The 21235-nt window shown below is 65.4% G+C and carries 23 protein-coding genes; 14 read left to right on the top strand and 9 right to left on the bottom strand.

Going from position 1 to position 21235, the window contains the following annotated elements:
* The first annotated feature begins 16 nt into the window (after positions 1–16).
* Positions 17–376 (top strand): preprotein translocase subunit SecG, encoded by a 360-nt coding sequence (gene secG / locus ACXAEK_RS11685; RefSeq protein ID WP_475042091.1) that lies wholly within the window; start codon positions 17–19, stop codon positions 374–376.
* 172 nt (positions 377–548) lie between these two features.
* A complete protein-coding gene (locus tag ACXAEK_RS11680) occupies positions 549–2192 on the top strand; it encodes a CTP synthase (RefSeq protein WP_475042090.1) in 1644 nt (547 codons plus the stop codon).
* Between the two features lie 156 nt (positions 2193–2348).
* Here ACXAEK_RS11680 and ACXAEK_RS11675 read toward each other — a convergent pair whose 3' ends face one another.
* On the bottom strand, positions 2349–2729 hold the full coding sequence (locus tag ACXAEK_RS11675; RefSeq protein ID WP_475042089.1) for a DUF983 domain-containing protein: 381 nt from the start codon (positions 2727–2729) through the stop codon (positions 2349–2351).
* Positions 2730–2876: 147 nt separating this feature from the next.
* Between ACXAEK_RS11675 and ACXAEK_RS11670 the strand changes: the two genes are divergently transcribed.
* The 4 genes from ACXAEK_RS11670 (at position 2877) to ACXAEK_RS11655 (ending at position 6166) form a co-directional block, all read left to right on the top strand.
* Entirely contained in the window at positions 2877–4247 is a 1371-nt protein-coding gene (locus tag ACXAEK_RS11670) for an aminotransferase-like domain-containing protein (RefSeq protein ID WP_475042087.1), read from the top strand.
* A gap of 133 nt (positions 4248–4380) precedes the next feature.
* On the top strand, positions 4381–4671 hold the full coding sequence (locus ACXAEK_RS11665; RefSeq protein ID WP_475042085.1) for a hypothetical protein: 291 nt from the start codon (positions 4381–4383) through the stop codon (positions 4669–4671).
* 179 nt (positions 4672–4850) lie between these two features.
* Complete coding sequence (locus ACXAEK_RS11660; protein ID WP_475042083.1) at positions 4851–5183, top strand: DnaJ family domain-containing protein; 333 nt, start codon at positions 4851–4853, stop codon at positions 5181–5183.
* Between the two features lie 80 nt (positions 5184–5263).
* Positions 5264–6166, top strand: a complete 903-nt coding sequence (locus tag ACXAEK_RS11655; RefSeq protein ID WP_475042081.1) for a fructose bisphosphate aldolase — start codon at positions 5264–5266, stop codon at positions 6164–6166.
* A 63-nt stretch (positions 6167–6229) separates the two neighbouring features.
* Here the strand turns inward: ACXAEK_RS11655 and ACXAEK_RS11650 are convergent, their stop codons facing one another.
* The 4 genes from ACXAEK_RS11650 to ACXAEK_RS11635 form a co-directional block, all read right to left on the bottom strand.
* Positions 6230–6496, bottom strand: a complete 267-nt coding sequence (locus ACXAEK_RS11650; RefSeq protein WP_475042079.1) for a hypothetical protein — start codon at positions 6494–6496, stop codon at positions 6230–6232.
* Complete coding sequence (locus tag ACXAEK_RS11645; RefSeq protein ID WP_475042077.1) at positions 6493–6690, bottom strand: hypothetical protein; 198 nt, start codon at positions 6688–6690, stop codon at positions 6493–6495. The genes ACXAEK_RS11650 and ACXAEK_RS11645 overlap by 4 nt, the downstream gene beginning before the upstream one ends.
* Before the next feature lie 422 nt (positions 6691–7112).
* Positions 7113–7898 carry a crotonase/enoyl-CoA hydratase family protein gene (locus tag ACXAEK_RS11640; RefSeq protein WP_475042075.1) on the bottom strand — a complete coding sequence of 262 codons (786 nt, stop codon included), beginning with the start codon at positions 7896–7898 and terminating at the stop codon, positions 7113–7115.
* An 85-nt stretch (positions 7899–7983) separates the two neighbouring features.
* On the bottom strand, positions 7984–9054 hold the full coding sequence (locus ACXAEK_RS11635) for an SMP-30/gluconolactonase/LRE family protein (RefSeq protein WP_475042073.1): 1071 nt from the start codon (positions 9052–9054) through the stop codon (positions 7984–7986).
* 93 nt (positions 9055–9147) lie between these two features.
* On the opposite strand from ACXAEK_RS11635, the gene ACXAEK_RS11630 reads away from it, so the two are divergent.
* Both ACXAEK_RS11630 and ACXAEK_RS11625 read left to right on the top strand, forming a co-directional pair.
* The gene (locus ACXAEK_RS11630) at positions 9148–10257 is read left to right on the top strand and encodes a pyridoxal phosphate-dependent aminotransferase (protein ID WP_475042072.1); all 1110 of its coding nucleotides are present in this window, start codon (positions 9148–9150) and stop codon (positions 10255–10257) included.
* Between the two features lie 104 nt (positions 10258–10361).
* A complete protein-coding gene (locus ACXAEK_RS11625) occupies positions 10362–10556 on the top strand; it encodes a histidinol phosphate aminotransferase (RefSeq protein WP_475042071.1) in 195 nt (64 codons plus the stop codon).
* Positions 10557–10664: 108 nt separating this feature from the next.
* Here the strand turns inward: ACXAEK_RS11625 and ACXAEK_RS11620 are convergent, their stop codons facing one another.
* A complete protein-coding gene (locus tag ACXAEK_RS11620; protein ID WP_475042069.1) occupies positions 10665–11873 on the bottom strand; it encodes a pyridoxal-phosphate-dependent aminotransferase family protein in 1209 nt (402 codons plus the stop codon).
* A 207-nt stretch (positions 11874–12080) separates the two neighbouring features.
* Between ACXAEK_RS11620 and ACXAEK_RS11615 the strand changes: the two genes are divergently transcribed.
* Positions 12081–13943 carry an ABC transporter ATP-binding protein gene (locus ACXAEK_RS11615; RefSeq protein ID WP_475045251.1) on the top strand — a complete coding sequence of 621 codons (1863 nt, stop codon included), beginning with the start codon at positions 12081–12083 and terminating at the stop codon, positions 13941–13943.
* A 37-nt stretch (positions 13944–13980) separates the two neighbouring features.
* Here the strand turns inward: ACXAEK_RS11615 and ACXAEK_RS11610 are convergent, their stop codons facing one another.
* Positions 13981–14661 carry a TIGR04283 family arsenosugar biosynthesis glycosyltransferase gene (locus ACXAEK_RS11610; RefSeq protein ID WP_475042067.1) on the bottom strand — a complete coding sequence of 227 codons (681 nt, stop codon included), beginning with the start codon at positions 14659–14661 and terminating at the stop codon, positions 13981–13983.
* Positions 14662–14750: 89 nt separating this feature from the next.
* Here ACXAEK_RS11610 and ygfZ point away from each other — a divergent pair, with 89 nt between their 5' ends.
* The 3 genes from ygfZ (at position 14751) to ACXAEK_RS11595 (ending at position 16891) form a co-directional block, all read left to right on the top strand.
* Positions 14751–15485, top strand: coding sequence for a CAF17-like 4Fe-4S cluster assembly/insertion protein YgfZ (gene ygfZ / locus ACXAEK_RS11605; RefSeq protein ID WP_475042066.1), 735 nt, complete (start codon positions 14751–14753; stop codon positions 15483–15485).
* Positions 15482–16285, top strand: a complete 804-nt coding sequence (locus tag ACXAEK_RS11600) for a fructosamine kinase family protein (RefSeq protein WP_475042064.1) — start codon at positions 15482–15484, stop codon at positions 16283–16285. Before ygfZ ends, ACXAEK_RS11600 begins: the two co-directional genes overlap by 4 nt.
* A 69-nt stretch (positions 16286–16354) precedes the next feature.
* Positions 16355–16891, top strand: a complete 537-nt coding sequence (locus tag ACXAEK_RS11595; protein WP_475042062.1) for a hypothetical protein — start codon at positions 16355–16357, stop codon at positions 16889–16891.
* A 138-nt stretch (positions 16892–17029) separates the two neighbouring features.
* On the opposite strand, the gene efp is transcribed toward ACXAEK_RS11595, so the two are convergent.
* Positions 17030–17593, bottom strand: coding sequence for an elongation factor P (efp, locus tag ACXAEK_RS11590; protein WP_065270015.1), 564 nt, complete (start codon positions 17591–17593; stop codon positions 17030–17032).
* A 219-nt stretch (positions 17594–17812) separates the two neighbouring features.
* Between efp and ACXAEK_RS11585 the strand changes: the two genes are divergently transcribed.
* Positions 17813–18130 (top strand): DUF6280 family protein, encoded by a 318-nt coding sequence (locus ACXAEK_RS11585; RefSeq protein WP_008556013.1) that lies wholly within the window; start codon positions 17813–17815, stop codon positions 18128–18130.
* A 193-nt stretch (positions 18131–18323) separates the two neighbouring features.
* Positions 18324–19778, top strand: coding sequence for a cobyric acid synthase (locus ACXAEK_RS11580; protein ID WP_475042061.1), 1455 nt, complete (start codon positions 18324–18326; stop codon positions 19776–19778).
* 235 nt (positions 19779–20013) lie between these two features.
* On the opposite strand, the gene ACXAEK_RS11575 is transcribed toward ACXAEK_RS11580, so the two are convergent.
* A complete protein-coding gene (locus tag ACXAEK_RS11575; RefSeq protein WP_475042059.1) occupies positions 20014–21186 on the bottom strand; it encodes a hypothetical protein in 1173 nt (390 codons plus the stop codon).
* Positions 21187–21235: the final 49 nt, after the last annotated feature.

The following is a 21235-nucleotide window of genomic DNA, read 5'->3' as shown; positions in this document are numbered from 1 at the left end:
ACCGCCGCAGGGACCCATGGAAAACGTTGTTCTCATCATCCATCTTCTTCTGGCTCTCGGCCTGATTGCCGTGGTTCTGCTGCAGCGCTCCGAAGGCGGCGGCCTGGGCATGGGCGGCGGCGGCGGCGGCGCGATCTCCGGCCGCGCGGCGGCAACCGCGCTCAGCAAGGTGACCTGGCTGCTGGCCATTGCCTTCATCTGCACCTCGATCACCCTGACCATCATGGCCGCGCAGAAATCCGCAGGCGCCTCGGTCACCGACCGCCTGGCCGTGCCGCAGGCTGAGGGCGACGCCCCTGCCGCACCGGCGCTGGGCAGCGATCTCCTGCCGCCCTCCGAAGGCGACAACGCACCGCTGGTTCCCAGCGCAGACTGATCCACTACACCTTGAGAGGGTTATAGGGACCGCAACAGCATCTTGCGGTTCCCTTGCACTTTTTGTGCGAATCCTTTATATATGAAGTCCCGTGATGCAGCGGTTTTTGATCCCGAAATCGAAACCGCCGGGCAGCTGAAATCTGACTTCTCACGGGGGCAGCCGAACACTTATGGCGCGTTTTATCTTTATCACTGGCGGTGTTGTTTCATCCCTGGGCAAGGGCCTGGCCTCCGCCGCATTGGGCGCCCTTCTGCAGGCGCGGGGCTACTCGGTCCGGCTGCGCAAGCTGGACCCCTATCTGAACGTCGACCCGGGCACGATGAGCCCGTTTGAGCACGGCGAGGTGTTCGTCACCGACGACGGCGCCGAGACCGACCTGGACCTGGGCCATTACGAACGCTTCACCGGCGTTCCTGCGCGCAAGACCAACTCGATCTCGTCGGGGCGGATCTACACCAACGTGCTGGAGAAGGAGCGCCGCGGCGACTACCTCGGCAAGACCATCCAGGTCATTCCGCACGTTACCAATGAAATCAAGGACTTCATCTCCATCGGCGAGGATGAGGTCGACTTCATGCTGTGTGAGATCGGCGGCACCGTCGGCGACATTGAGGGCCTGCCCTTCTTCGAGGCGATCCGCCAGTTCGCCCAGGACAAGCCGCGCGGCGAATGCATCTTCATGCACCTGACGCTGCTGCCCTATATCAAGGCCTCCGGCGAGCTGAAGACCAAGCCGACCCAGCACTCGGTCAAGGAGCTGCGCTCCATCGGCCTGGCACCCGACATCCTGGTCTGCCGTTCTGAGGGTCCGATCCCGGCCAAGGAACGCGAGAAGCTGGCGCTGTTCTGCAACGTGCGGGCCGACAGCGTGATTGCCGCGCAGGATCTGAAATCCATCTACGAGGCGCCGCTGGCCTATCACCGCGAAGGTCTGGACCAGGCGGTTCTGGATGCCTTTGGCATTGCCCCCGCTCCGAAGCCGAACCTGGAGCGCTGGGAAGATGTGGCCGACCGCATCTACAACCCCGAGGGCGAAGTGCGGGTGGCCATCGTTGGCAAATACACCCAATTGGAAGATGCCTATAAATCCATCGCCGAGGCGCTGACCCACGGCGGCATGTCGAACCGGGTCAAGGTCAAGATCGAATGGGTCGATGCGGAGCTGTTCGACAAGGAAGACGCCGCCCCCTACCTGCAGGGCTACCACGCGATTCTGGTGCCCGGCGGCTTTGGCGAGCGCGGCACCGAGGGCAAGATCAAGGCGGCGCAATACGCGCGTGAAAACAAGGTGCCTTACCTGGGTATCTGCCTCGGCATGCAGATGGCGGTGATCGAGGCCGCGCGCAACGTTGCGGGCATCTCCGAGGCGGGCTCCGAGGAGTTCGACCACGAGGCCGGCAAGAAACGTTTCGAGCCTGTTGTCTATCACCTCAAGGAATGGGTGCAGGGCAATATGACCGTGGAGCGCAAAGTGGGCGACGACAAGGGCGGCACCATGCGCCTGGGCGCCTATGATGCAACCCTGGCCGAGGGTTCCAAAGTCGTGGATGTCTATGGCAGCACCCATATCGAGGAGCGCCACCGCCACCGTTATGAGGTCGACACCAAATACCGCGAGCAGCTGGAATCCTGCGGCCTCAGCTTCTCCGGCATGTCGCCGGACGGCCGCCTGCCGGAGATCGTCGAGTGGACCGACCACCCGTGGTTCATCGGCGTGCAGTTCCACCCGGAGCTGAAGTCCAAACCCTTCGCGCCGCATCCGCTGTTCGACGATTTTGTCCGCGCCGCCAAGGACGCCTCGCGGCTGGTGTAATCCCCCGCAGGCGGGGCTCTCCCGCCCGTCCCGGATCAATCAAAGACTGATCCATCCCGGTTGGGCCCGGCGCCGCTGCGCGGCGCTGGGAGAAGACAGAAAAAGGCGGGCCGCCGGCCCGCCTTTTGCATTTCGATTGAATGTTTTTTGCCCGGTTCAGAAGCCGTGCATCCGCTTGGCCCATTGATAGGCCACCACCAGCCCCTTCATCCGCGGCAGCATGATCAGCGAGGCGCCCACCGTGATCACTGACATGAGGATCGCCAGGGTCCAGGGGTCCGGGCGCAGCTGCATGTAGATGATGTGCAGCGCAAAGCCGAGGATATGGCCCACCACCAGGATGGTCAGATAGGCCGGCCCGTCGTCGGCGCGCTGATGGTGCAGCTCCTGGCCGCATTTGGAACAGCCGTCATTCACTTTCAGATAGCTGTGCAGCAGCTTGCCTTCGCCGCAGTTCGGGCAGCGCAGCCGCAGCCCTTTCCACAATGCGGGCTTCAGCTCCCGCTGGGTCTCTTCCAGCACATCCGCTTGGGTCATCGCACGTCTCCTTGGATCTGCGGGCCTGATAACGTGATTCTCGGATTGAATGCAAACAATATGCGATCATTGATGTTGCATTTACGGGGCACCTCAGGCATTGAACCAATCATTCACGACACAAAGGCGCCAACCGGAGACCCGCCGATGAAACAATGGACCCCCGCCCGGCTGGAGGGCGCCCGGCCCCGCTATCTGGAGCTGGCCGACGCGATCAAATCCGACATTGACGAAGGCGTGCTGTGCCCCGGTGACCGGCTGCCGCCGCAACGGCGGGTGGCGCAGGATCTGGGGGTGGATTTCTCCACCGTGTCGCGGGGATACGCGGAGGCGGTGCGGCGCGGCTATATCGAGAGCTTCGTGGGCCGCGGCACCTTTGTGAAAGCGCTGGATGCGCTGCCGGAACGCCCTGATCCGCGCCGGGCGCTGGAAGAAGACCCGATGATGAACATGCCGCCGGAACCAGAGGATCCGGCGCTCTTGGCGCGGATGCGGCAGGGGCTGGAGCATGTCTCGGCCAATCTGCAGCCGCTGCTGCGCTATCAATCGGTGACCGGCAGCCCGCAGGACCGCGCCATTGCGGCCCAGTGGATGCAGGCCAACGGGCTGCATTGCGCGGCGGACCGGCTGGTGATCACCCCCGGTGCCCATGCCAGCCTTTATGCGGTCCTGACGGTTCTGGGCGAGCCTGGCGCGACGGTCCTTTGCGAAGATGTGACCTATCCCGGGCTGCGCTCCATCGCGGCGCGGCTGGGGATCCGGCTGATCGGGCTGGCAGGCGACAAGGACGGCATCCTGCCCGGCGAGCTGGAGAAGGCCATCACCGGCGACTGGCCGGCCGCGCTCTACCTCAACCCGACGCTTCAGAACCCGACCACCCGGACCATCCCCGCCAAGCGGCGCCAGGAGATTGCCGCGGTGCTGCAGAAACACGATCTGCCGCTGATTGAGGATGACGCCTATTGCTTTGTCGACAATGGCGCGCCTGCGGCAATCAGCAGCCTGATCCCGGACCTGGGCTGGCATATTGCCGGCCTCTCCAAATGCTTCGGCGCCGGACTGCGGCTGGCCTATACCACGGTGCCGAAACGGGCGCTGCTGGGGCAGTTCAGCCAGGCGCTGCGGTCAATGCATGTGATGGTGTCGCCCCTCAATCTGGCGCTCTTGGGCCGCTGGATCGAGGACGGCACTGCAGCGGAGATTCAGCGGTTCATCCGCAAGGCGGCTGCAGAACGGCAAGCGCTGGCGGCGGCGGTGCTGCAGGAGTGTTTCATCGACAGCGACCCGCTGGCCTTCAACCTGTGGCTGACCCTGCCGCGGGGCACCAGCCGGGCCGAGGTGATGGGCCGCATGGCAGGCCGCCAGATCGGCATCATGCCGAGCGATGCCTTCACGGTTTCGGGCCTGCCGCAGGAAGCGGTGCGGGTCTGCCTGGGCGGGCCGATCGGGCTGGAGGAGCTGCGCGAGGATCTGCTGGCACTGAATGATGCGGTGACGCGCAAGGACTGGCTGGGATGACGCCCTATTGGACCGTCGGGGTGATGGATGCCTCTGCCTGCATTCCCGCAAAACAGAATGGCGCAGGCCTGCTATTGCCTTCTGGTTGAAAATGGTGTTCTTGCAACAGGTTAAGCATTGATCGGAGACTATTGTGAAGCGTATTTCTCTCGTGGCGCTGGCCATGGCCTGGACCGCACCTGCCTGGGCAGAACCTGTGCCCCGGTTTAATGAATTTCTGACCATCATGCGCAAGCACGACTGCAGCATGACATGGAAACAGGCCAAGAAGGTTTTGCTGGCCGATGCCGGCTTCAAGAACAGCACTGTGCAGCGCATTGTCGGATATGCGCTGGACAATGGCATTGCCAGCCTTGAGAACAGAAGCCAGGACGACACGAACGGGGAAACGGTGGTTCTGTCGGAGGCCAGCTGCAAAGGCTGAGCCAAATGGCACCGGCTGGCTTTTGCCCGCCGGGAGCCTGCTGGCCGCGGCGCGCAAGGTGCTGCGGCTGGGTGCAAGTTGCGTGAGGCTCTGATCGCGCGGAACGAGGCCGCCACCCGCAAGGACTGGCTGGGCTGAGCCGCGGCTGATATGGTTTCCCGGCAATCAAAGGAGCCCGCATGATCCGTGCTTTCCGCAATCTGATTGAGCGGCAGCTGACCAAGGCCCAGGCCGAAGGGCAACTGCAGGGGCTGGAGGGCGAAGGCAAGCCCCTGCCCGACCGCAGCAGCGAAGCGCATGTGGACGCCGGGCTGGCGGCGGGCATGCGGATCATGGCGCAGGCCGGCGTGGTGCCGGAGGAGTTCGGGCTGAAAGAACAGCTCGCCGCAGCGCGTAAGGAATACGCTGCGCTGACGGATCCTGAGCAGCGCAAGGCGGCGATGGCGAAGATCTCGGACCTGGAAATGCGCTACAACATGGCGCGGGATGCGCGGAAATCCTTCTTCCGTTAGCGCAACACCCCGTTGTTTCCCGCCGGATTCGCGCTATAGACAGCGCCAAGACAGACCATTCCAAAGAAGAGTGACGCATTATGGCCAAAGACGCTTCTGTACATCAGGAACAACTCGACCGCATCGCCGCTGGCAAGGGCTTCATTGCCGCGCTGGACCAGTCCGGCGGCTCGACCCCGAAGGCGCTGGCGCTTTATGGCGTGAACGAGGACGCCTATTCAGGTGACGACGAGATGTTCGCCGAGATCCACAAGATGCGCACCCGCATCATCACCTCGCCGAGCTTTGGCAAGGAGCGCATCCTGGGGGCAATCCTGTTCGAGAAGACCATGGACGGCGAGATCGAAGGCAAGCCGACCGCGGATTTCCTGTGGGGCAACTGCGGCGTGGTGCCGTTCCTGAAGGTCGACAAGGGCCTGGCCGATGAGGCCAACGGCGTGCAGATGATGAAGCCGATGCCGGAACTGGACGCGCTGCTGGAGCGTGCCAACGGCAAAGGCATCTTTGGCACCAAGATGCGTTCGGTCGTCAAGGAAGCAAACGCAGAAGGAATCAAGGCGGTTGTCGCCCAGCAGTTCGAAGTGGGCCAGCAGATCGTTGCGGCAGGCCTGGTGCCGATCATCGAGCCGGAAGTGGACATCAATTCCGCCACCAAAGCCGAGGCCGAGGAGCTGCTGAAGGCCGAGATCAAGGCGCAGCTGGATGCCCTGCCGGCGGACAGCAAAGTGGCGCTGAAGCTGACCATCCCGACCAAAGCGGGCCTGTACGACGATCTGGCCGATCACGCCAATGTGGTGCGGGTTGTGGCGCTGTCGGGCGGCTATACCACTGACGACGCCTGCGCGCGCCTGGCGCAAAACGCCAAGATGATCGCCTCCTTCAGCCGCGCGCTGACCGAAGGGCTGAACGTGTCGATGTCCGACGCAGAATATGACGCCGCCCTGGGGGCCAATATCTCCAAGATCTACGACGCCTCGCTGTAAGGGGCCGCAGACTGCGATTTTAGAAGGCCGCGCCGACACAAGGGCGCGGCCTTTTTCGTTGGATCAGCGGCCGTTGCGCCCGGCGCAGCAGACCGCCAGCACCAGCCCCGCACCGCTGAGAAACGGCAGCCAGAAAAAGCGCAGCGCCGTGAGGGTGAACCAGCCGGGCTGATCCTCCGGCGCCTGGCCTGCACCGCCAAGCCAGGCCCAGAAGATCAGCGCCGAGGCGGAGATCAGCACCCCGCAAAAGGCAATCAGCCAGCGCGCCGAGCTAGGCATCTGCGCCTCGGCCGGGCGGGGCCGGCCGCGGGCCTCCAGCCATCCGCTCACGCCGCTTCGGTCAGAGAGGGGCGGATGCCGGTGCAGCTGACCCTGTTTTCATTGGAAGCCAGATAGCGCTGCGCCTCCTCGCGGTCGCCAAAGCTGAGCGCTTCGTCATAAAAATAGGTGATCCTGTCTCCGGTCCGGGACAAGAGGCCGCCGCTTTCAAACAGGATAAACCATTTCTTGCGCACCAGATGCATCAGCCTCACTCCTTTCTGAAGCCCGGCAGGGGACGGTTGTGCCCCGGCCGGTTCTATTGCGTTACACAAGGGTGCAAACAGCCATCCGGGGGCCGTTGCGGCCTGCCCGGCGACAGGGTCCAATTGCTGAATTGGCCTGATTTGCGCCCTCCTGAAGGCAGGTTTCGCCCCCAGATGTTGCCAAATGGTTAACGCCGGTTTCTGCTGGTTTTACGCGGCATCATTCTGCCGGGCGGCGGCGGTTTCCCGCCTGCATCGGCGGATTTACGGAGAATTTGGCGAAATTCCGCTGTTGCGGTTTCGGGCCGCCTGCCGGCAGGAAACCGCCGGTGCCCGGACGGCGTCCGCAGCCGCCGGCCGTGCCACCCGCGGGATGCGGGGCAATGAGTATTTTTGACCAGAAAGAAGCCCGGCGGTGCGCGTCAGCCGAAATCGGGCGGGCGTTTCTGCAGCCCTGCTGCCACCGCCTCGATCTGGTCGGGCTTGCCGATCAGATCCAGCTGTTCGGCGCTTTCGGCCAGCAGCACATCGGCCTGGGCGGCACCGCTTTCGGCATAGGCGATCAGCCGTTTGGCGGCGCGCACGGCAGAGGGGCTTTGGGCGGCGATTTCCTGGGCCAGCGCATTGGCGCGGCTGAGCGGGCTGCCTGCCAGTTCGGTGACCAGCCCCCAGTCCAGCGCCTGCTGGGCCGCCACCTTCTCAGCCGTCCAGGTGAGGCGGCGCAGCACGTCGGAGCGCAGCAGCCGCGGCAAGAGCGCCATGCCGCCCATATCAGGGATCAGGCCCCATTTCATCTCCATCACCGAGAGCTGCGTGTCGGGGTGGGCAATGCGGATGTCGGCGCCCAGCGCGATCTGCAACCCGCCGCCGAAACAGGCGCCGTGGAGGGCTGCGATCACCGGCATGGGCAGCCGCCGCCAGATCATCGCCACCTCCTGGAAGGCATTGGCGTCTTCGTGGGTGCGCTCCATGAGCAGAGTGCTGAGGTCGCGCTGCGCAAAGCCGGCCAGTGCCGCCATGTCGAGGCCCGCGCAGAAGCTCTTGCCGGCGCCCGAGAGCACCACTGCGCGGGCGTCCGAGGCGGCCACCTCCTGGCCTGCGGCGATGATCGCCTCGATCATCTCCTCATCAAGCGCGTTGTGCTTGTCCGGGCGGGCCAGCGTCACATAGGCGATGTGGTCCTTGTAGCCGGTGGTGACTTTCTTCATGGCTGCTCCCCCTGGTCCGCTTTAGGCCCAGCCTGCCCCGGAAGCGGCGGACATGCCAGCCCTACCTGAGGTCAGGGGCGCGGGGTCAGGGTCTGGGCTGCAGCGGCATCCGGGCGAAGAACGGCGAGTCGAGGGTCATGATGTAGAGCTGCCTGTCCATCACCCTGCCGCCGGTGGTGACGCCGAGGCGCCCGTCCGGGTCCTGCAGCGTGCGCAGCACGTTGCCCTGCCCGTCGACCTGGATGATCATGCCGCGGTGGATGGGCGCCGGGCGCACCATCGGGCCGAGGCGCCAGATGATTTTGCGCAAAAACGGGTAAGGCATCAGTTTTTCCGACGGCACCCGCGGGCTGGCGAAGGCGAGCCAATAGGTGCCGTCGCCCTGGGCCTCCAGATTGTCGGGGTAGCCGGGGAGGTTATCGAGGAACAGCTCCTGCTCGCCCGCGCGCGGCCCTTTGAGCCAGAGCCGGTGGACGCGGGCGCGGCCTGTTTCGTTGATCAGCAGGAAGTCTTCGTCCGGCGAGAGGGCAATGCCATTGGTGTAGACAAAGCCGGTGGCGATTTTTTCCACGGTGCCGTCCGGTTTGATCCGCGCCACATAGCCGGTGTTTGACTGCTCCCAGATCGTCAAGATCGAAGTTGGCTTGGTGCCGCCCAGGGTTTCCGGGTCGAAGCGGTCCGACGAGTTGGAGAAATAGACGGTGCCGTCGCGGGCGACATCCAGCTGGTTGGCATAGACGATCGGGGCGCCGCCCACGCTGTCCGCCACCACCTCCAGCCTGCCGGGGCCGGACCAGCGCAGGATGCCGCGGAAGCTGTCGGCGATATAAAGCGCGCCGTCCGGGCCGCCCCTGAGCCCCAGCGGGCGGCCGCCGAGACTGTCCGCCAGCACCGGCTCAGCCCCGTCGATGCGGTAGAGATTGCCTGCGAGGCTGGTGGTGTAGATGGCGCCGTCCGGGGTTCGGGCGATGTCCTCCGGCCCCAAGTCTCCCTCCGGCAGATGGACCAGCCCGGCCGCGTCCAGCGCATTGTTTTCCGCGTAGGCGCCAGTGAAGCCGGGGGCCTCGGGCGGGGTGTATGCGATGGGCTCGACCGGCACCGGCCAGAACAGGAGGTAGCCGAGGGCGGCGGCCGGCAGGGCCAGGGCAATGCGCATGAAAGAATCCTTGTTGAACTGGGGGCAGACTGCGCAGGCAGCGGGCGGGACGCAAGCCTTGCTCCGCCTGGCGGCTTGGGGTTATCTGCCGCCATGACTGGTCCCCGCTACACCCCGCTTGCGCAATCCCTGCCCGCCACCGTGCCGTTTGTCGGCCCCGAGACACAGGAGCGCGCCCGCGGCGCGGCGTTTGCCGCGCGGCTGGGGGCAAATGAGAATATCTTCGGCCCCTCGCCCCGGGCGCTGGAAGCGATGGCGCAGGCCTCGGCAGAGATCTGGAAATACGGCGACCCGGAGAGCCATGAGCTGCGCCAGGCGCTGGCGGGTCATCACGGGGTGAGCCCGGCGCATATCATCGTGGGCGAAGGCATTGACGGGCTGCTGGGCTATCTGCTGCGGCTGCTGGTTGGGCCGGGCGATGCGGTGGTCACGTCGCTGGGGGCGTACCCGACCTTCAACTACCATGCGGCGGGCTTTGGCGGGGTGATCCACACGGTGTCTTACAAGGACGACCGCGAGGATTTTGAGGCGCTGTTTGCCAGGGCGGCTGAGGTGGATGCCAAGATCGTCTATCTGGCCAATCCGGACAACCCGATGGGCAGCTGGCACCAGGGCGCGGAGATTGCCGCGGCGCTGAACCATCTGCCCGATGGCTGCCTGCTGCTGCTGGACGAGGCCTATGTGGAATGCGCGCCGGAGGGCACCGCCGCGCCCATCAGTGCCGATGATGCGCGGGTGATCCGGATGCGGACCTTTTCCAAGGCGTATGGCATGGCGGGCGCGCGGGCGGGCTATGCCATCGGCCATCCGGAGCTGATTGCCGCCTTCAACAAGGTGCGCAATCACTTTGGCATGAACCGGGCGGCGCAGGCGGGGGCGCTGGCGGCGCTGCAGGATCAGGACTGGCTGGCAAAGGTGCTGGCGCAGATTGAGGCTGCGCGGGTGCGGATTGCAGAAATTGCGGCAGAGAACGGGCTGGCCGCCCTGCCCTCTGCCACCAATTTCGTGGCAATCGACTGCGGCCGGGACGGGGCCTTTGCCAAGATGGTGCTGGAGGGGCTGGTAGATCAGGGGATCTTTGTGCGGATGCCCTTTGCCGCGCCGCAGAACCGCTGCATAAGGGTGAGCTGCGGGCCGGAGGCGGAGCTGGACGCCTTTGCCGCGGCGCTGCCGCAGGCGCTGGCCGCAGCGCGGGCGGGCTGAGGGCGGCGGCTGAAACCTGCCGGCAGGCGCTGTGATCGCGGCAGTTTTACCGGACATTCACCCCTTCCGGGCTACCATCAAAGGGTAACACCGGGAGAATTGTCATGCGTGACCCTGAACTGCCGGACGCAATGCCGGATTTCTTTACCGCTGCCATCATGTTTGCCGGGATCAACCTGATGTGGATCTTCTTTGTGGTCTGGGTGATTTACGGGCTGGTGCCCGTGCTGGTGCTGGCGGTGCTGATCAACCATCTCATCACCAGGCTGGAAATCCGCCTGAATTCGCAAAAGGCGTGACGCCCGCGCACGCCCGGCGCTGCAAACGGGAGCCGGGTTTTGCAGACGGGGGCGGCTTTTGCAAACGGGGCCTCAGCGGCCCGCTGGTATTCAATGGCGCGCCAGCATTCAGCGGCCCGCCAGGACGTGCGCAGCGGCCTCCAGCGCGCCTGATCCGTGCGGGATGTCCAGCCCGGTGAGGCCGGTTTCAATGCCGCCCAGAAGACCCATCACCATCTGACCGTTCACATGGCCCATGTGGCCCAGCCGGAAATAGCCGTGCCATTCCGGGCTTTTTGGGGCCGCCATGCCAAGGCCGATGCCCAGGGTCAGGCCCAGGTTCTGCTCCACCCAGCCGCGCAGCCGGGTGCCATCCGGCGCGCCGATGTGCAGTGCGGTGACCGCGTGGGAGCGCAAAGACCGGTCCGCCACATTCATCCGCAGCGGGCCGTCCGCGCCCCAGGCCTCGCAGGCGGCCCAGATGGCGCGGGCCAGATGAGCGTGGCGTTCCCACGTGTTTTCAATGCCTTCGCCGTGGATCATATCGAGCGCCGCGCGCAGGCCATAGAGGTGATGGGTGGGCGCGGTGCCGCCGAAATACTGGTAGAACTCCTCCGGGTTGGCGCGCGGTTCCCAATCCCAGTAGCGGCTGATGCGCGGCAATGCGGCCCGCGCCGCGGCGGCACGGTCGTTGAAGAACACGAAGCTGATACCAGGCGGCATCATCAGCCCCTTCTGGCTGGCGGTGACCATCACGTCGACGCCCCAATCGTCCATCTCGAATTGCTCGCAGCCCAAAGAGGCGATGCAATCGGCCATCAGCAGCGCCGGGTGGCCTGCCGCATCCAGCAGGCGGCGCAGGGCCGCGATGTCGTTGCGGATCGAGCTGGAAGTGTCAACATGCACGCCCAGCACTGCCTTGATGCGGTGGCCCGTGTCAGCGGTAAGCGCTTCGGCGATGCGGCCCATGTCCCAGGGGGCGCTGGTGCCGAAATCGAGCACCTCGGTTTCGATCCCCAGCCCCTGGGCCATTTCCGACCAGCCGATGGCAAAGCGGCCCGAGGCGGGGACCAGAACGCGGTCGCCGGGCTGCAGGGTGTTCTGCAGCGCCGCCTCCCAGGCGCCGTGGCCGTTGGCGATATAGATCGCCGCGTGATGATCCGTGCGCGCCACCCGGCGCAGGTCCGGGATCAGGGCGGCGGTCATCTCTACCAGCTCGCCGGCATAGATGTTGGGCGACGGGCGGTGCATGGCCTGCAGCACCTGATCGGGCACAACCGACGGGCCCGGGATCGCCAGATAGGGCCGGCCTGCCGATACGTTCAGTGATCCGCTCATGTCTGATGTTCCTTGCGGCGCGGGCGGGAAGAAAGCCGCCGCAGTTGATCCATGGCGGCACAGTAGCCGGCAGCGGCGCAGGGTCAATTCCCGCTGACGCAGGGTCACGGCGAAGTGCTTGCGCCCTGCCCCCCAGCTGCTTAAATGGCGCTGGAACGACAGGGAAAGGCCCGCAATGACACGAATTTCCCGCCGGAAAGCGCCGAGATGAGCCAGAAACCGCACAAGTCCTCAAAAGAGCTGTTCGGCTGGCTGTGGCGCGGATACCTGCGCCACTACATCGGTCTGCTGGGCATTGCCGTGGTCTTCATGCTGGTGGAGGGCGCCACCATGGGCGCGCTTGGCTATATGATGCAGCCGATGTTCGACCTGGTGTTTGTTGCGGGCAACACAAATGCGCTGGTCTGGGTCAGCCTGGCGTTCCTGGCGATCTTCACCCTGCGCGGCGTCTCCAGCGTCACCCAGAAGGTGCTGCTGAGCAAGGTGTCGCAGACCTCTGCCGCGCATCTGCGCAAGGACATGCTGGCCCGCCTGATCCGCCAGGACCCGGCGTTTCACCAGCAGCACCCGCCGGGGCTGCTGCTGCAGCGGGTGCAAAGCGACGTGGGCGCGATCAATGCGGTTTGGCAGGCGGTGATCACCGGCGCGGGCCGTGATCTGGTGGCACTGGTGGCGGTGCTGGGCGTGGCCTTCAGCATCGACTGGCGCTGGACGCTGATCCTGCTGATCGGGGTGCCGGTGCTGTTGCTGCCGATCTCCACCATCCAGCGCTATGTGCGCAAGAAGGCGTCGCGCGCCCGCGATTTGGGCGCTGATCTGGCCACAAGGCTGGACGAGATTTTCCACGGCATCGTGCCGGTCAAGCTGAACCGGCTGGAAGAGTATCAGACCCGCCGCTTTGGCGAGCGGCAGGACGAATTTGTCAAATCCGAGGTCAAGGCGGCCTTTGGCACCTCCTCGATTTCGGGCATGACCGACATTATGGCCGGTGTCGGCTTCATGGCGGTGCTGCTTTATGGCGGCAACGAGATCATTGCGGGCGAAAAGACCGTCGGCCAGTTCATGAGCTTCTTCACCTCGATCGGGCTGTCGTTTGAGCCGATGCGGCGGCTGGCCAATATTTCAGGCGTGTGGCAGGGCGCGGCGGCGGCGCTGGAGCGGATCAAGGAACTGCTGGACGCGCCGATCCTGCTGAGCGAGCCGGAGGAGCCGAAACCGGCGCCGCAGGGCCTGCCCGCGATCCGGCTTGAGGCGGTGGACCTGAGCTATGGCGATGCGCAGATCCTGAACGGGCTGGGGCTGGAGGCGGAGGCTGGCAAGACCACCGCGCTGGTGGGTGCGTCGGGGGCCGGCAAATCGACGATCTTCAACCTGCTGACCCGGATGGTGGACCCGCAGGCGGGCTCTGTCACCGTGGGCGGTGTTGAGGTGCGCGACCTGAACACCGCCGATCTGCGCGGGCTGTTTTCGGTCGTCACCCAGGATGCGATGCTGTTTGACGAGACCCTGCGCGAGAACATCGTGCTGGGCCGCACCGATGTGAGCGACGAGGAACTGCAGGCCGCCTTGGAGGCCTCGCATGTGGCGGATTTCCTGCCCAAGCTGGAACACGGGCTGGAGACACGGGTGGGGCCGCGCGGCTCTGCCCTGTCGGGGGGCCAGCGGCAGCGGGTGGTGATTGCGCGGGCCTTGCTGCGCAACACGCCGGTGCTGCTGCTGGACGAGGCGACCTCAGCCCTGGATGCGCAGTCCGAGAAGGTGGTGCAGAAGGCGCTGGACAGGCTGGCGGGCGGACGCACCACGCTGGTGATTGCGCATAGGCTGTCGACGATCCGCAATGCCGACAAGATCGTGGTGATGGACCGCGGCCAGGTGGTGGATCAGGGCAGCCATGACGAGCTGCTGGCGCGCGGCGGGCTTTATGCCGATCTTTACCGGCTGCAATTCCAGGACGGCAAGACGGTGGTGGATACCGCGGGCATTGCAGCCCAGGCGGAGCAGGTGCCCGGCGGCGCCCGGCGCGGCAAGGAACGCTGGTTCCGCCGCTTTGCGAAGAAGGTGTTTGGCTAAACGGATTCCGTTTCATGCTGAGGGCCGGGCAAAACAGTTACTTGCTGTAGGACTTTGCCAGGGTTTCCGGCTTTACCCCCAGAAAATACCGCATCAGCGTCCAAAGGTTGCGCGTGCCGCGCCGCAGCCAGCCTGCGCGCTGGTAGCGCGCGGCGCTGGTCAGTGCCGCGCAGGGCAGCAGCGTTATGGTGCCGAGGCAGCGCACCAACGCCACGTCCTCCATCAGCAGCTGGTCCGGGTAGCCACCCGCGGCCTCATAAGTTTCGCGGCGGATCAGCAGCCCCTGGTCGCCGTAAGGCAGCCGGAACAGGTGTGTGCGCAGGTTGGCCCAGCCAGCCACCCAGGCGGGCATCAGCCCGCGCGCCCTGAATTTCAGGCGGAAACAGGCAGGGCTGCCCTGCCCCTCTGCCAGATGCTGCGCCGCCGATGCGGCCCAGCCCGGCTGCAGATGGGTGTCGGCGTGCAGCACCAGCAGCCACCCGCCCTGCGCTGCCGCGCAGCCCCGGCGCAGCTGGCCGCCGCGCGAGGGCGCGCCGCTGATCCATTCGGCGCCCGCCGCTTCAGCAATGGCGCGGGTGGCGTCGGTGGAGCCGCCGTCGCTCACCACCAGTTCGCGGATCAGCCCGGCTGCCAGCCCTTCCATCAGATGCTCCAGCGTGGCGGGCAGCTCCTCAGCCGCGTTCAGGGTGGGGATCACGATGCTGACCGGCGCGGGCATGGGGGCTCCTTGAGTCGGATTTGCTGTTTTCTTCCGCCCTGCTTCCTATATCACTGGGCCAAGCAGTGAAACGCCTTTGGAGAGACCAGATGACCGACCGCCGCATCCTGCGCCTGAGTGGCAGCGACGCCAAGAGCTTCCTGCAGGGGCTTGTCACCAGCAATGTGGACCGGCTGGAGGCGGGGCTGGTCTATGCGGCGCTGCTGACGCCGCAGGGCAAATACATCGCGGATTTCTTTTTGGCCGCCGACGGCGATGCGGTGCTGCTGGATGTGGAGGCGTCCTTGGCCGAGGGGCTGATGAAGCGGCTGAACATGTACCGGCTGCGCGCCGATGTGCAGGTGGAGATGACGGAGCTGCAGGTAAAACGCGGCACCGGGGAGAGGCCGGAGGGCGCGCTGGCTGATCCGCGCCACGCGGATATGGGCTGGCGGCTTTATGGGGCTGAGGGCGGTGATGACGGCAGCGACTGGGACGCGATCCGGGTGGCGCACTGCATCCCCGAAACAGGCGTCGAGCTGGGGCCGGAGAGCTATATCCTGGAGGCCGGGTTCGAGGCGCTGAACGGGGTTGATTTCCGCAAGGGCTGCTATGTCGGCCAGGAGGTGACCGCGCGGATGAAGCACAAGACCGAACTGCGCAAGGGGCTGCGCACGGTAGAGGTCGAGGGCGCGGCGCCGGTGGGGACGGAGATCACCGCAGGCGGCAAACCCGTGGGCACGCTGTTCACCCAGTCGGACGGCAAAGGCATTGCCTATCTGCGGTTTGACCGCGCCAAGGGGGAGATGCAGGCCGGGGACGCCCGCGTCACCTGGCACGCGTGAGCGGGCTGAACGACACCGTTCTGTCCCTGCTGGGCGCCGAGGTTTTGCGCGCCCGCCCGCTCCATGGCGGCGATCTATCGGAGGTTCAGCTTCTGGAGCTGACGGACGGCCGCCACGTGGTGGCCAAGACCGGCCCGCTGGTTGCGGTGGAGGCTGCGATGCTGCGCGCGATCCGGGACGCGGGCGCGCCTGCGCCCGAGGTTCTGGGCGCCGCCGGTCAGGTGCTGCTGATGGAAGCGCTGGAGGAGACCGCGGCCGGCGCCGCAGGCTGGCAGGCGCTGGGGCATTCGCTGCGGCAGCTGCATTCCGCAACCGGGCCGCACTATGGCTGGGCGGAGGGTTATGCCTTTGGCCCGGTGGCGATCCCCAACACGCCACTGGAAAACTGGGCGGAGTTCTGGGCCAGCCGCCGCCTGCTGGCAGCCCCGGACGCCCTGCCCCGCGACCTGCGGCTGCGGGTTGAGGCCTTGTGCAAGCGCCTGCCTGAACTGCTGCCCGCAGCACCGCCTGCCGCCCTGCTGCATGGCGATCTGTGGAGCGGCAATGTGCTGTTCAGCGGACCCGCCGCCTATCTGATCGACCCGGCCTGTTACTGGGGCGACGCCGAGGTGGATCTGGCAATGCTGCATCTGTTTGGCGCGCCGCCTGCCGCGTTTCACAGCACATACGGTGCGCTGGAGCCGGGACACGAGGCGCGCCGCCCCCTCTATCAGCTGTGGCCCGCGCTGGTGCATCTGCGGCTGTTCGGCAGCGGCTATCGCGGCATGGTGGAGGCGCGGCTGGAGGTGCTGGGCTTCTGACAAGCCTCTGTTCACGTGATTGCGTTAGGGTTTCCGCCGGACTTGCTGAAAGGGTAGTTGATGCGTCTGATGTTTGCAGCTTGCTTCGCCGTGCTGGCGGCCTCTCCTGCCTGGGCGGGCTACTGGAGTTTCAAGGACTGGCACGCCGCCACCGAACCGCATGAGACGGAGCAGGACAGCTATACGGCCTGCCGCGCCTGGACCGGCGGCGATGGCGATCCGCTGTTAATGCTGGAGGTGTTTTCCGGCGATGCCGGCCCGCCCGCCTTCTACCCGATGGCCAGGGTGCAGGAATATGCGCCGCGCCATTACCCGACGCTGATGCAGCAGGGCGGCACGGTGGATTTCATCTTTGACTTCGACCGGACGTTTTCCATCGCAGCCGGGATCAACGCCTGGATCAATGAAGAAGGCCTGGCGGAGGCGGAAAGCGTGCTGCAGTTCCGGGATCACCTGCCAATGCTGCAGGCGATGAGACAGGGCCGCTGGGTGGAGATCTGGTCGGGCAGCGACATGTTCTACGAGGCCTCGCTCAGCGGGTTTACTGCGGCCTATGGCAAGATGATGGATGAATGCGGCTTCAGCCTGACGCTGCCTGCCGGGTGATCCATTGGGCAGCCCGCGCAAAAGTTTTGTGAAAACTTTTGCCAAGACTTTTCTGAAAAGTCTTGGGCGCCGCGCAGATACAGAAAAAGCCGCCCCCGAGGGAGGGCGGCTTTTCCGTCTTCCGGGACGCAGCCCTGTTCAGGCGCGCTCGGAGTATTCCATGGTCTCGGTGTTCACCACGATCATCTCGTCCTGGCCGACAAACGGCGGCACCATCACCTTGACGCCGTTGTCCAGGATCGCGGGCTTGAAGGAGTTGGCCGCGGTCTGGCCCTTAACGACCGGCTCGGTCTCGACGATCTTGCAGGTGACTTTCTGCGGCACGGTCGCGTTCAACGCCTCGGATTCGTAGAATTCAACCACGATGGTCATGCCGTCCTGCAGGAACGGGCGGCGGTCGCCCAGCAGTTCCGCAGGCAGTTCGATCTGCTCATAGGTCTCGGCGTCCATGAACACCAGCATGCCGTCGCTCTCATAAAGGAACTGCTGGTCTTTCTGCTCCAGGCGGACGCGCTCCACCTTGTCTGCGGAACGGAAGCGTTCATTGAGCTTGGAGCCGTTGCGCAGGTTGCGCATCTCGACCTGGGCGAATGCGCCGCCCTTGCCGGGCTTGACGTGGTCGACCTTCACCGCTGCCCAAAGGCCGCCATTATGTTCCAGCACATTGCCGGGACGGATTTCGTTGCCGTTGATCTTGGGCATGGGAAAATGCCTTTCAGATGGTTGATGATAATTTGCAAGACCCTATATCTGGCGGGCTGAGCGCTGGCAAGACAAGGATATAGTGTGGAAGATGAGTGAATAAGGTATGCGCAATTTGCATGAAAGCTATGCATCTGCGCTCTATCCGAATCGTCACAATTCCGCCATAAGCAGCGCTACGCCGAAAATTGCAATAGCAAGAACAACAAGGGATACGAGATGCGAGATTTCGTAGACGGCACCGCTTATAATAACGAGCAAGGCAACCGTGCCCGCAAACTGTTTGCTGCGGTTGTCCTGGCCGCACTGGATGATGCCATCGCCGACGACAAGAAATACGGCAATGGCCCGGAACAGATCGCCCGCTGGGCACGCTCGCGCGATGGCCGCGAAGTGCTGTCCTGCGCCGGTATCGACCCGAACGAACGGGTTGTGGAAGGCCTGATGGACTTTGTGGGCCGCGGTGTGCGGACCTCGGTTGCGCTGTCGCGTGAAGAAAGCGAACGCCGCAACGCTGCGCAGGCTGAAGCCGCCTAAGAGCCTCTGCCTGCAGTTTCGAAAAGCGCGTCCCAATGGGGCGCGTTTTTCTTTTGCGCGCTGGGGCTTTCCGCGGCGTCAGCCTGTCGCGCGGCGGCGCCTGCGGGACGCTTGCGGCACAGCCCCCATGGACGGGGGCGTCTAACCTGCTATGCAGGCCCCAGAACGGCGGGGCACAGGCAGGGAGCGGTTGATGGCACGCGCAATCATGATCCAGGGCACCGGCAGCAATGTCGGCAAGTCGCTTTTGGTGGCGGGGCTGGCACGCGCCTATGTGCGGCGCGGGCTGAAGGTGGCGCCGTTCAAGCCGCAGAACATGTCCAACAACGCCGCCGTCACGCCCGAGGGCGGGGAAATCGGCCGGGCGCAGGCGCTGCAGGCGCGGGCTGCGATGCGCGTGCCCCATACCGATATGAACCCGGTGCTTTTGAAGCCTGAGACGGATACCGGCGCCCAGGTGATCGTGCAGGGCAAGCGCCGCGGCACCCAAGGCGCGGGGTCGTTCATGCGTGACAAGTCCGGCCTGCTGGAGGCGGCGCTGGAGAGCTTTCACCGGCTGGCAGCCGATGCCGATCTGGTGCTGATCGAGGGCGCAGGATCACCCGCTGAGACCAACCTGCGCAAGAACGATATTGCCAATATGGGCTTTGCCTGCGCGGCAGAGGTGCCGGTGGTGATTGCCGGCGACATCCACCGCGGCGGGGTGATTGCACAGATCGTCGGCACCCATGCGGTGCTGGAACCGCAGGATCTGGAGCGGGTTGTCGGCTTCATGGTCAACCGCTTCCGCGGCGACCTGAGCCTGTTTGACGGCGGCCGCGACGACATTGCCGCGCGCACCGGCTGGCCCAGCCTGGGGGTGGTGCCGTGGTTCTGGGATGCCTGGAAGCTGCCGGCCGAGGACATGATGGATATCGCCTCGCGCCAGGGCGGCGCCTGCAAGGTGGTGGTGCCGCAGCTGGAGCGGATGGCGAATTTCGACGATCTGGACCCGCTGGCCGCCGAGCCGGAAGTGACGGTAGAGATCGTGCCGCCGGGGCGCGCCCTGCCCGGCGATGCGGATCTGGTGATCCTGCCCGGCAGCAAGTCGACCATCGGCGACCTCAACTACCTGCGTGCGCAGGGCTGGGACATCGACATCCTGGCGCACCACCGCCGCGGCGGCCATGTGCTGGGCCTGTGCGGCGGCTATCAGATGCTGGGCAAGACCATTGACGACCCCGAAGGTGTCGACGGGCGGCCCGGCAAGGTTGACGGCCTTGGCCTCTTGGATGTGCACACGGTTATGGCCGGCGAAAAGCGGGTGACGCTGACCGAGGCAGTGACCCGCGACGGCAACCTGGCTGTCAGCGGCTATGAGATCCACATGGGCCGCACCACAGGTGCCGATTGCGCGCGGGCCTGGCTGAGCATTGATGGCCGCCCGGAAGGCGCGGCCTCAGCTGATGGGCGCGTCAAGGGTTCCTACCTGCACGGTCTGTTTTCCGCAGACGCCTTCCGCGCCAGCGTGCTGGCATCGCTGGGGCATGAAAGCCTGGCCGGTTACGAAGACGGGGTCGACGCCACCCTGGACGCGCTGGCCGATCACCTGGAGCGTTACATGGACCTGGATCAGCTGCTGGTGCTGGCGCAACCGGTGCGGGCCTGACCGCAGCCGCGGGGCGGGCCGCCTTCCCCTTTCTCCGGCGCCTTCGCTGATGCCGTCAGATGGCGGACAGGGTTCTGCGTCTAGGATTTGCCAGATTTGCTGGCGCGCAGCGTCCTTGATGCGGAAGCTTGTCCGCCATAGGCATCCGGCTGCGAAGGGAATTGGGAAAGGGGGAGGCTCCTCCCCCTTATTCTCTTGAGCCGGAAGCGGAAACCTGATCCCGCCCCGGCCCGGATCAAAGCAGATCGTGGGCAGCCAGGGCGCGGTGGATTTCGCGGCGGACCAGTTTGCGCACGTTGCGGGTGATGCGCTCGCCCAAGGGGCCCTGCAGTTCCTCGCGGACGATGGAGGCGACCAGATCGCGCAGGCTGTCCTCGTCCAGATAGCTGTCGCCGCCCTCACCAAGCGCCTCCAGCGCGGCGCCGGTAAAGGCAGCCTCTGCCACGTCTTCTGCGCGGGGTATCGCATCGCCGTCGTTGACGCCCGGCTCCGGCGCCTGGCTGGCACCGCCGTCCTGCGCCGCTTTGGCAGCACGGGGGGCTGCAGCGGGCTCATCCTGCCAGGCGATGGTGGTGTCGGCAGCTGCGCTGGCAAAGGGGCCCTCGGTCTTGCTGTCCGGTTCCCAATGCTGGGGCGCGTCCTCCTGGCTGCGGCTGCCGCGGGCCTCCAGCTCAGCGATCTTGCGCACCACAGATGCCGCGCGGGCGCCTGCGGTCCCGCGGTCCGCGGTGTCTGCCGCGGGTTCGTCCGTTGCGCTGCCCGCTGGCGCGCTGTCCGGCGCGGCGCCTGCTGCAGCGGCAAAAAGCGTAGCAGCCGGGTCCGCCCAGGGTGCCTGCGCGGCGGCCGCAGACGGTTCAGCCCTCAGCTCCTCCTCCTCAGCAGGTGCTTCGGCCTCCACACGCGGTTCAGCCGCCGCAGTTTGCGGCGCAACGTCCCAATTCTGAGGCTGCGCGTCCTCTGCCGCTGGATCGAATTCAGCGGTTTCCGGGACTGCAGGTCCGGCCTCAGGCTCAGGCTCAGCTTCTGCTTCTGCTTCTGCTTCTGCTTCTGCTTCTGCTTCTGCTTCTGGCTGGCTGATGCGATGGTGCCGGAAGGCAATGGGATGTTCGAACTGCAAAGCGGTTGCGGGGTCTACCGGGGCCTCGGCGGTCTGATCCTGCGGCACGGCCAATGGATCCGCCCCTGCCCCTGCACTGTCCTGGTCAGGCTCCGCAAAACCCTGCTCAGGTTCCGCAATGTCAGGCTCTGCAACCTCAGGTTCCGTCTCCTGCACCCGCAGGGCGGGTGTCAGAACCAGCCGGGCGGCAGGTTCCGGTGCTGCAGGTTCGCCGCGGGTGTCTTCGCTCACCAGGCGGCGGATCGAGGACAATACATCTTCAATCTCAGCATGGGTAACTGGGTCGGACATTTTATAAACCACTCTTGCCTCTTGAGTCAGAGTGTAACGGCCTTCCCGT

The sequence above is a fragment of the Leisingera sp. ABM4_101 genome, assembly GCF_056158725.1.
Note: the sequence above shows the minus strand (reverse complement) of the source record. Positions and strands in the feature narration are given on the sequence as shown.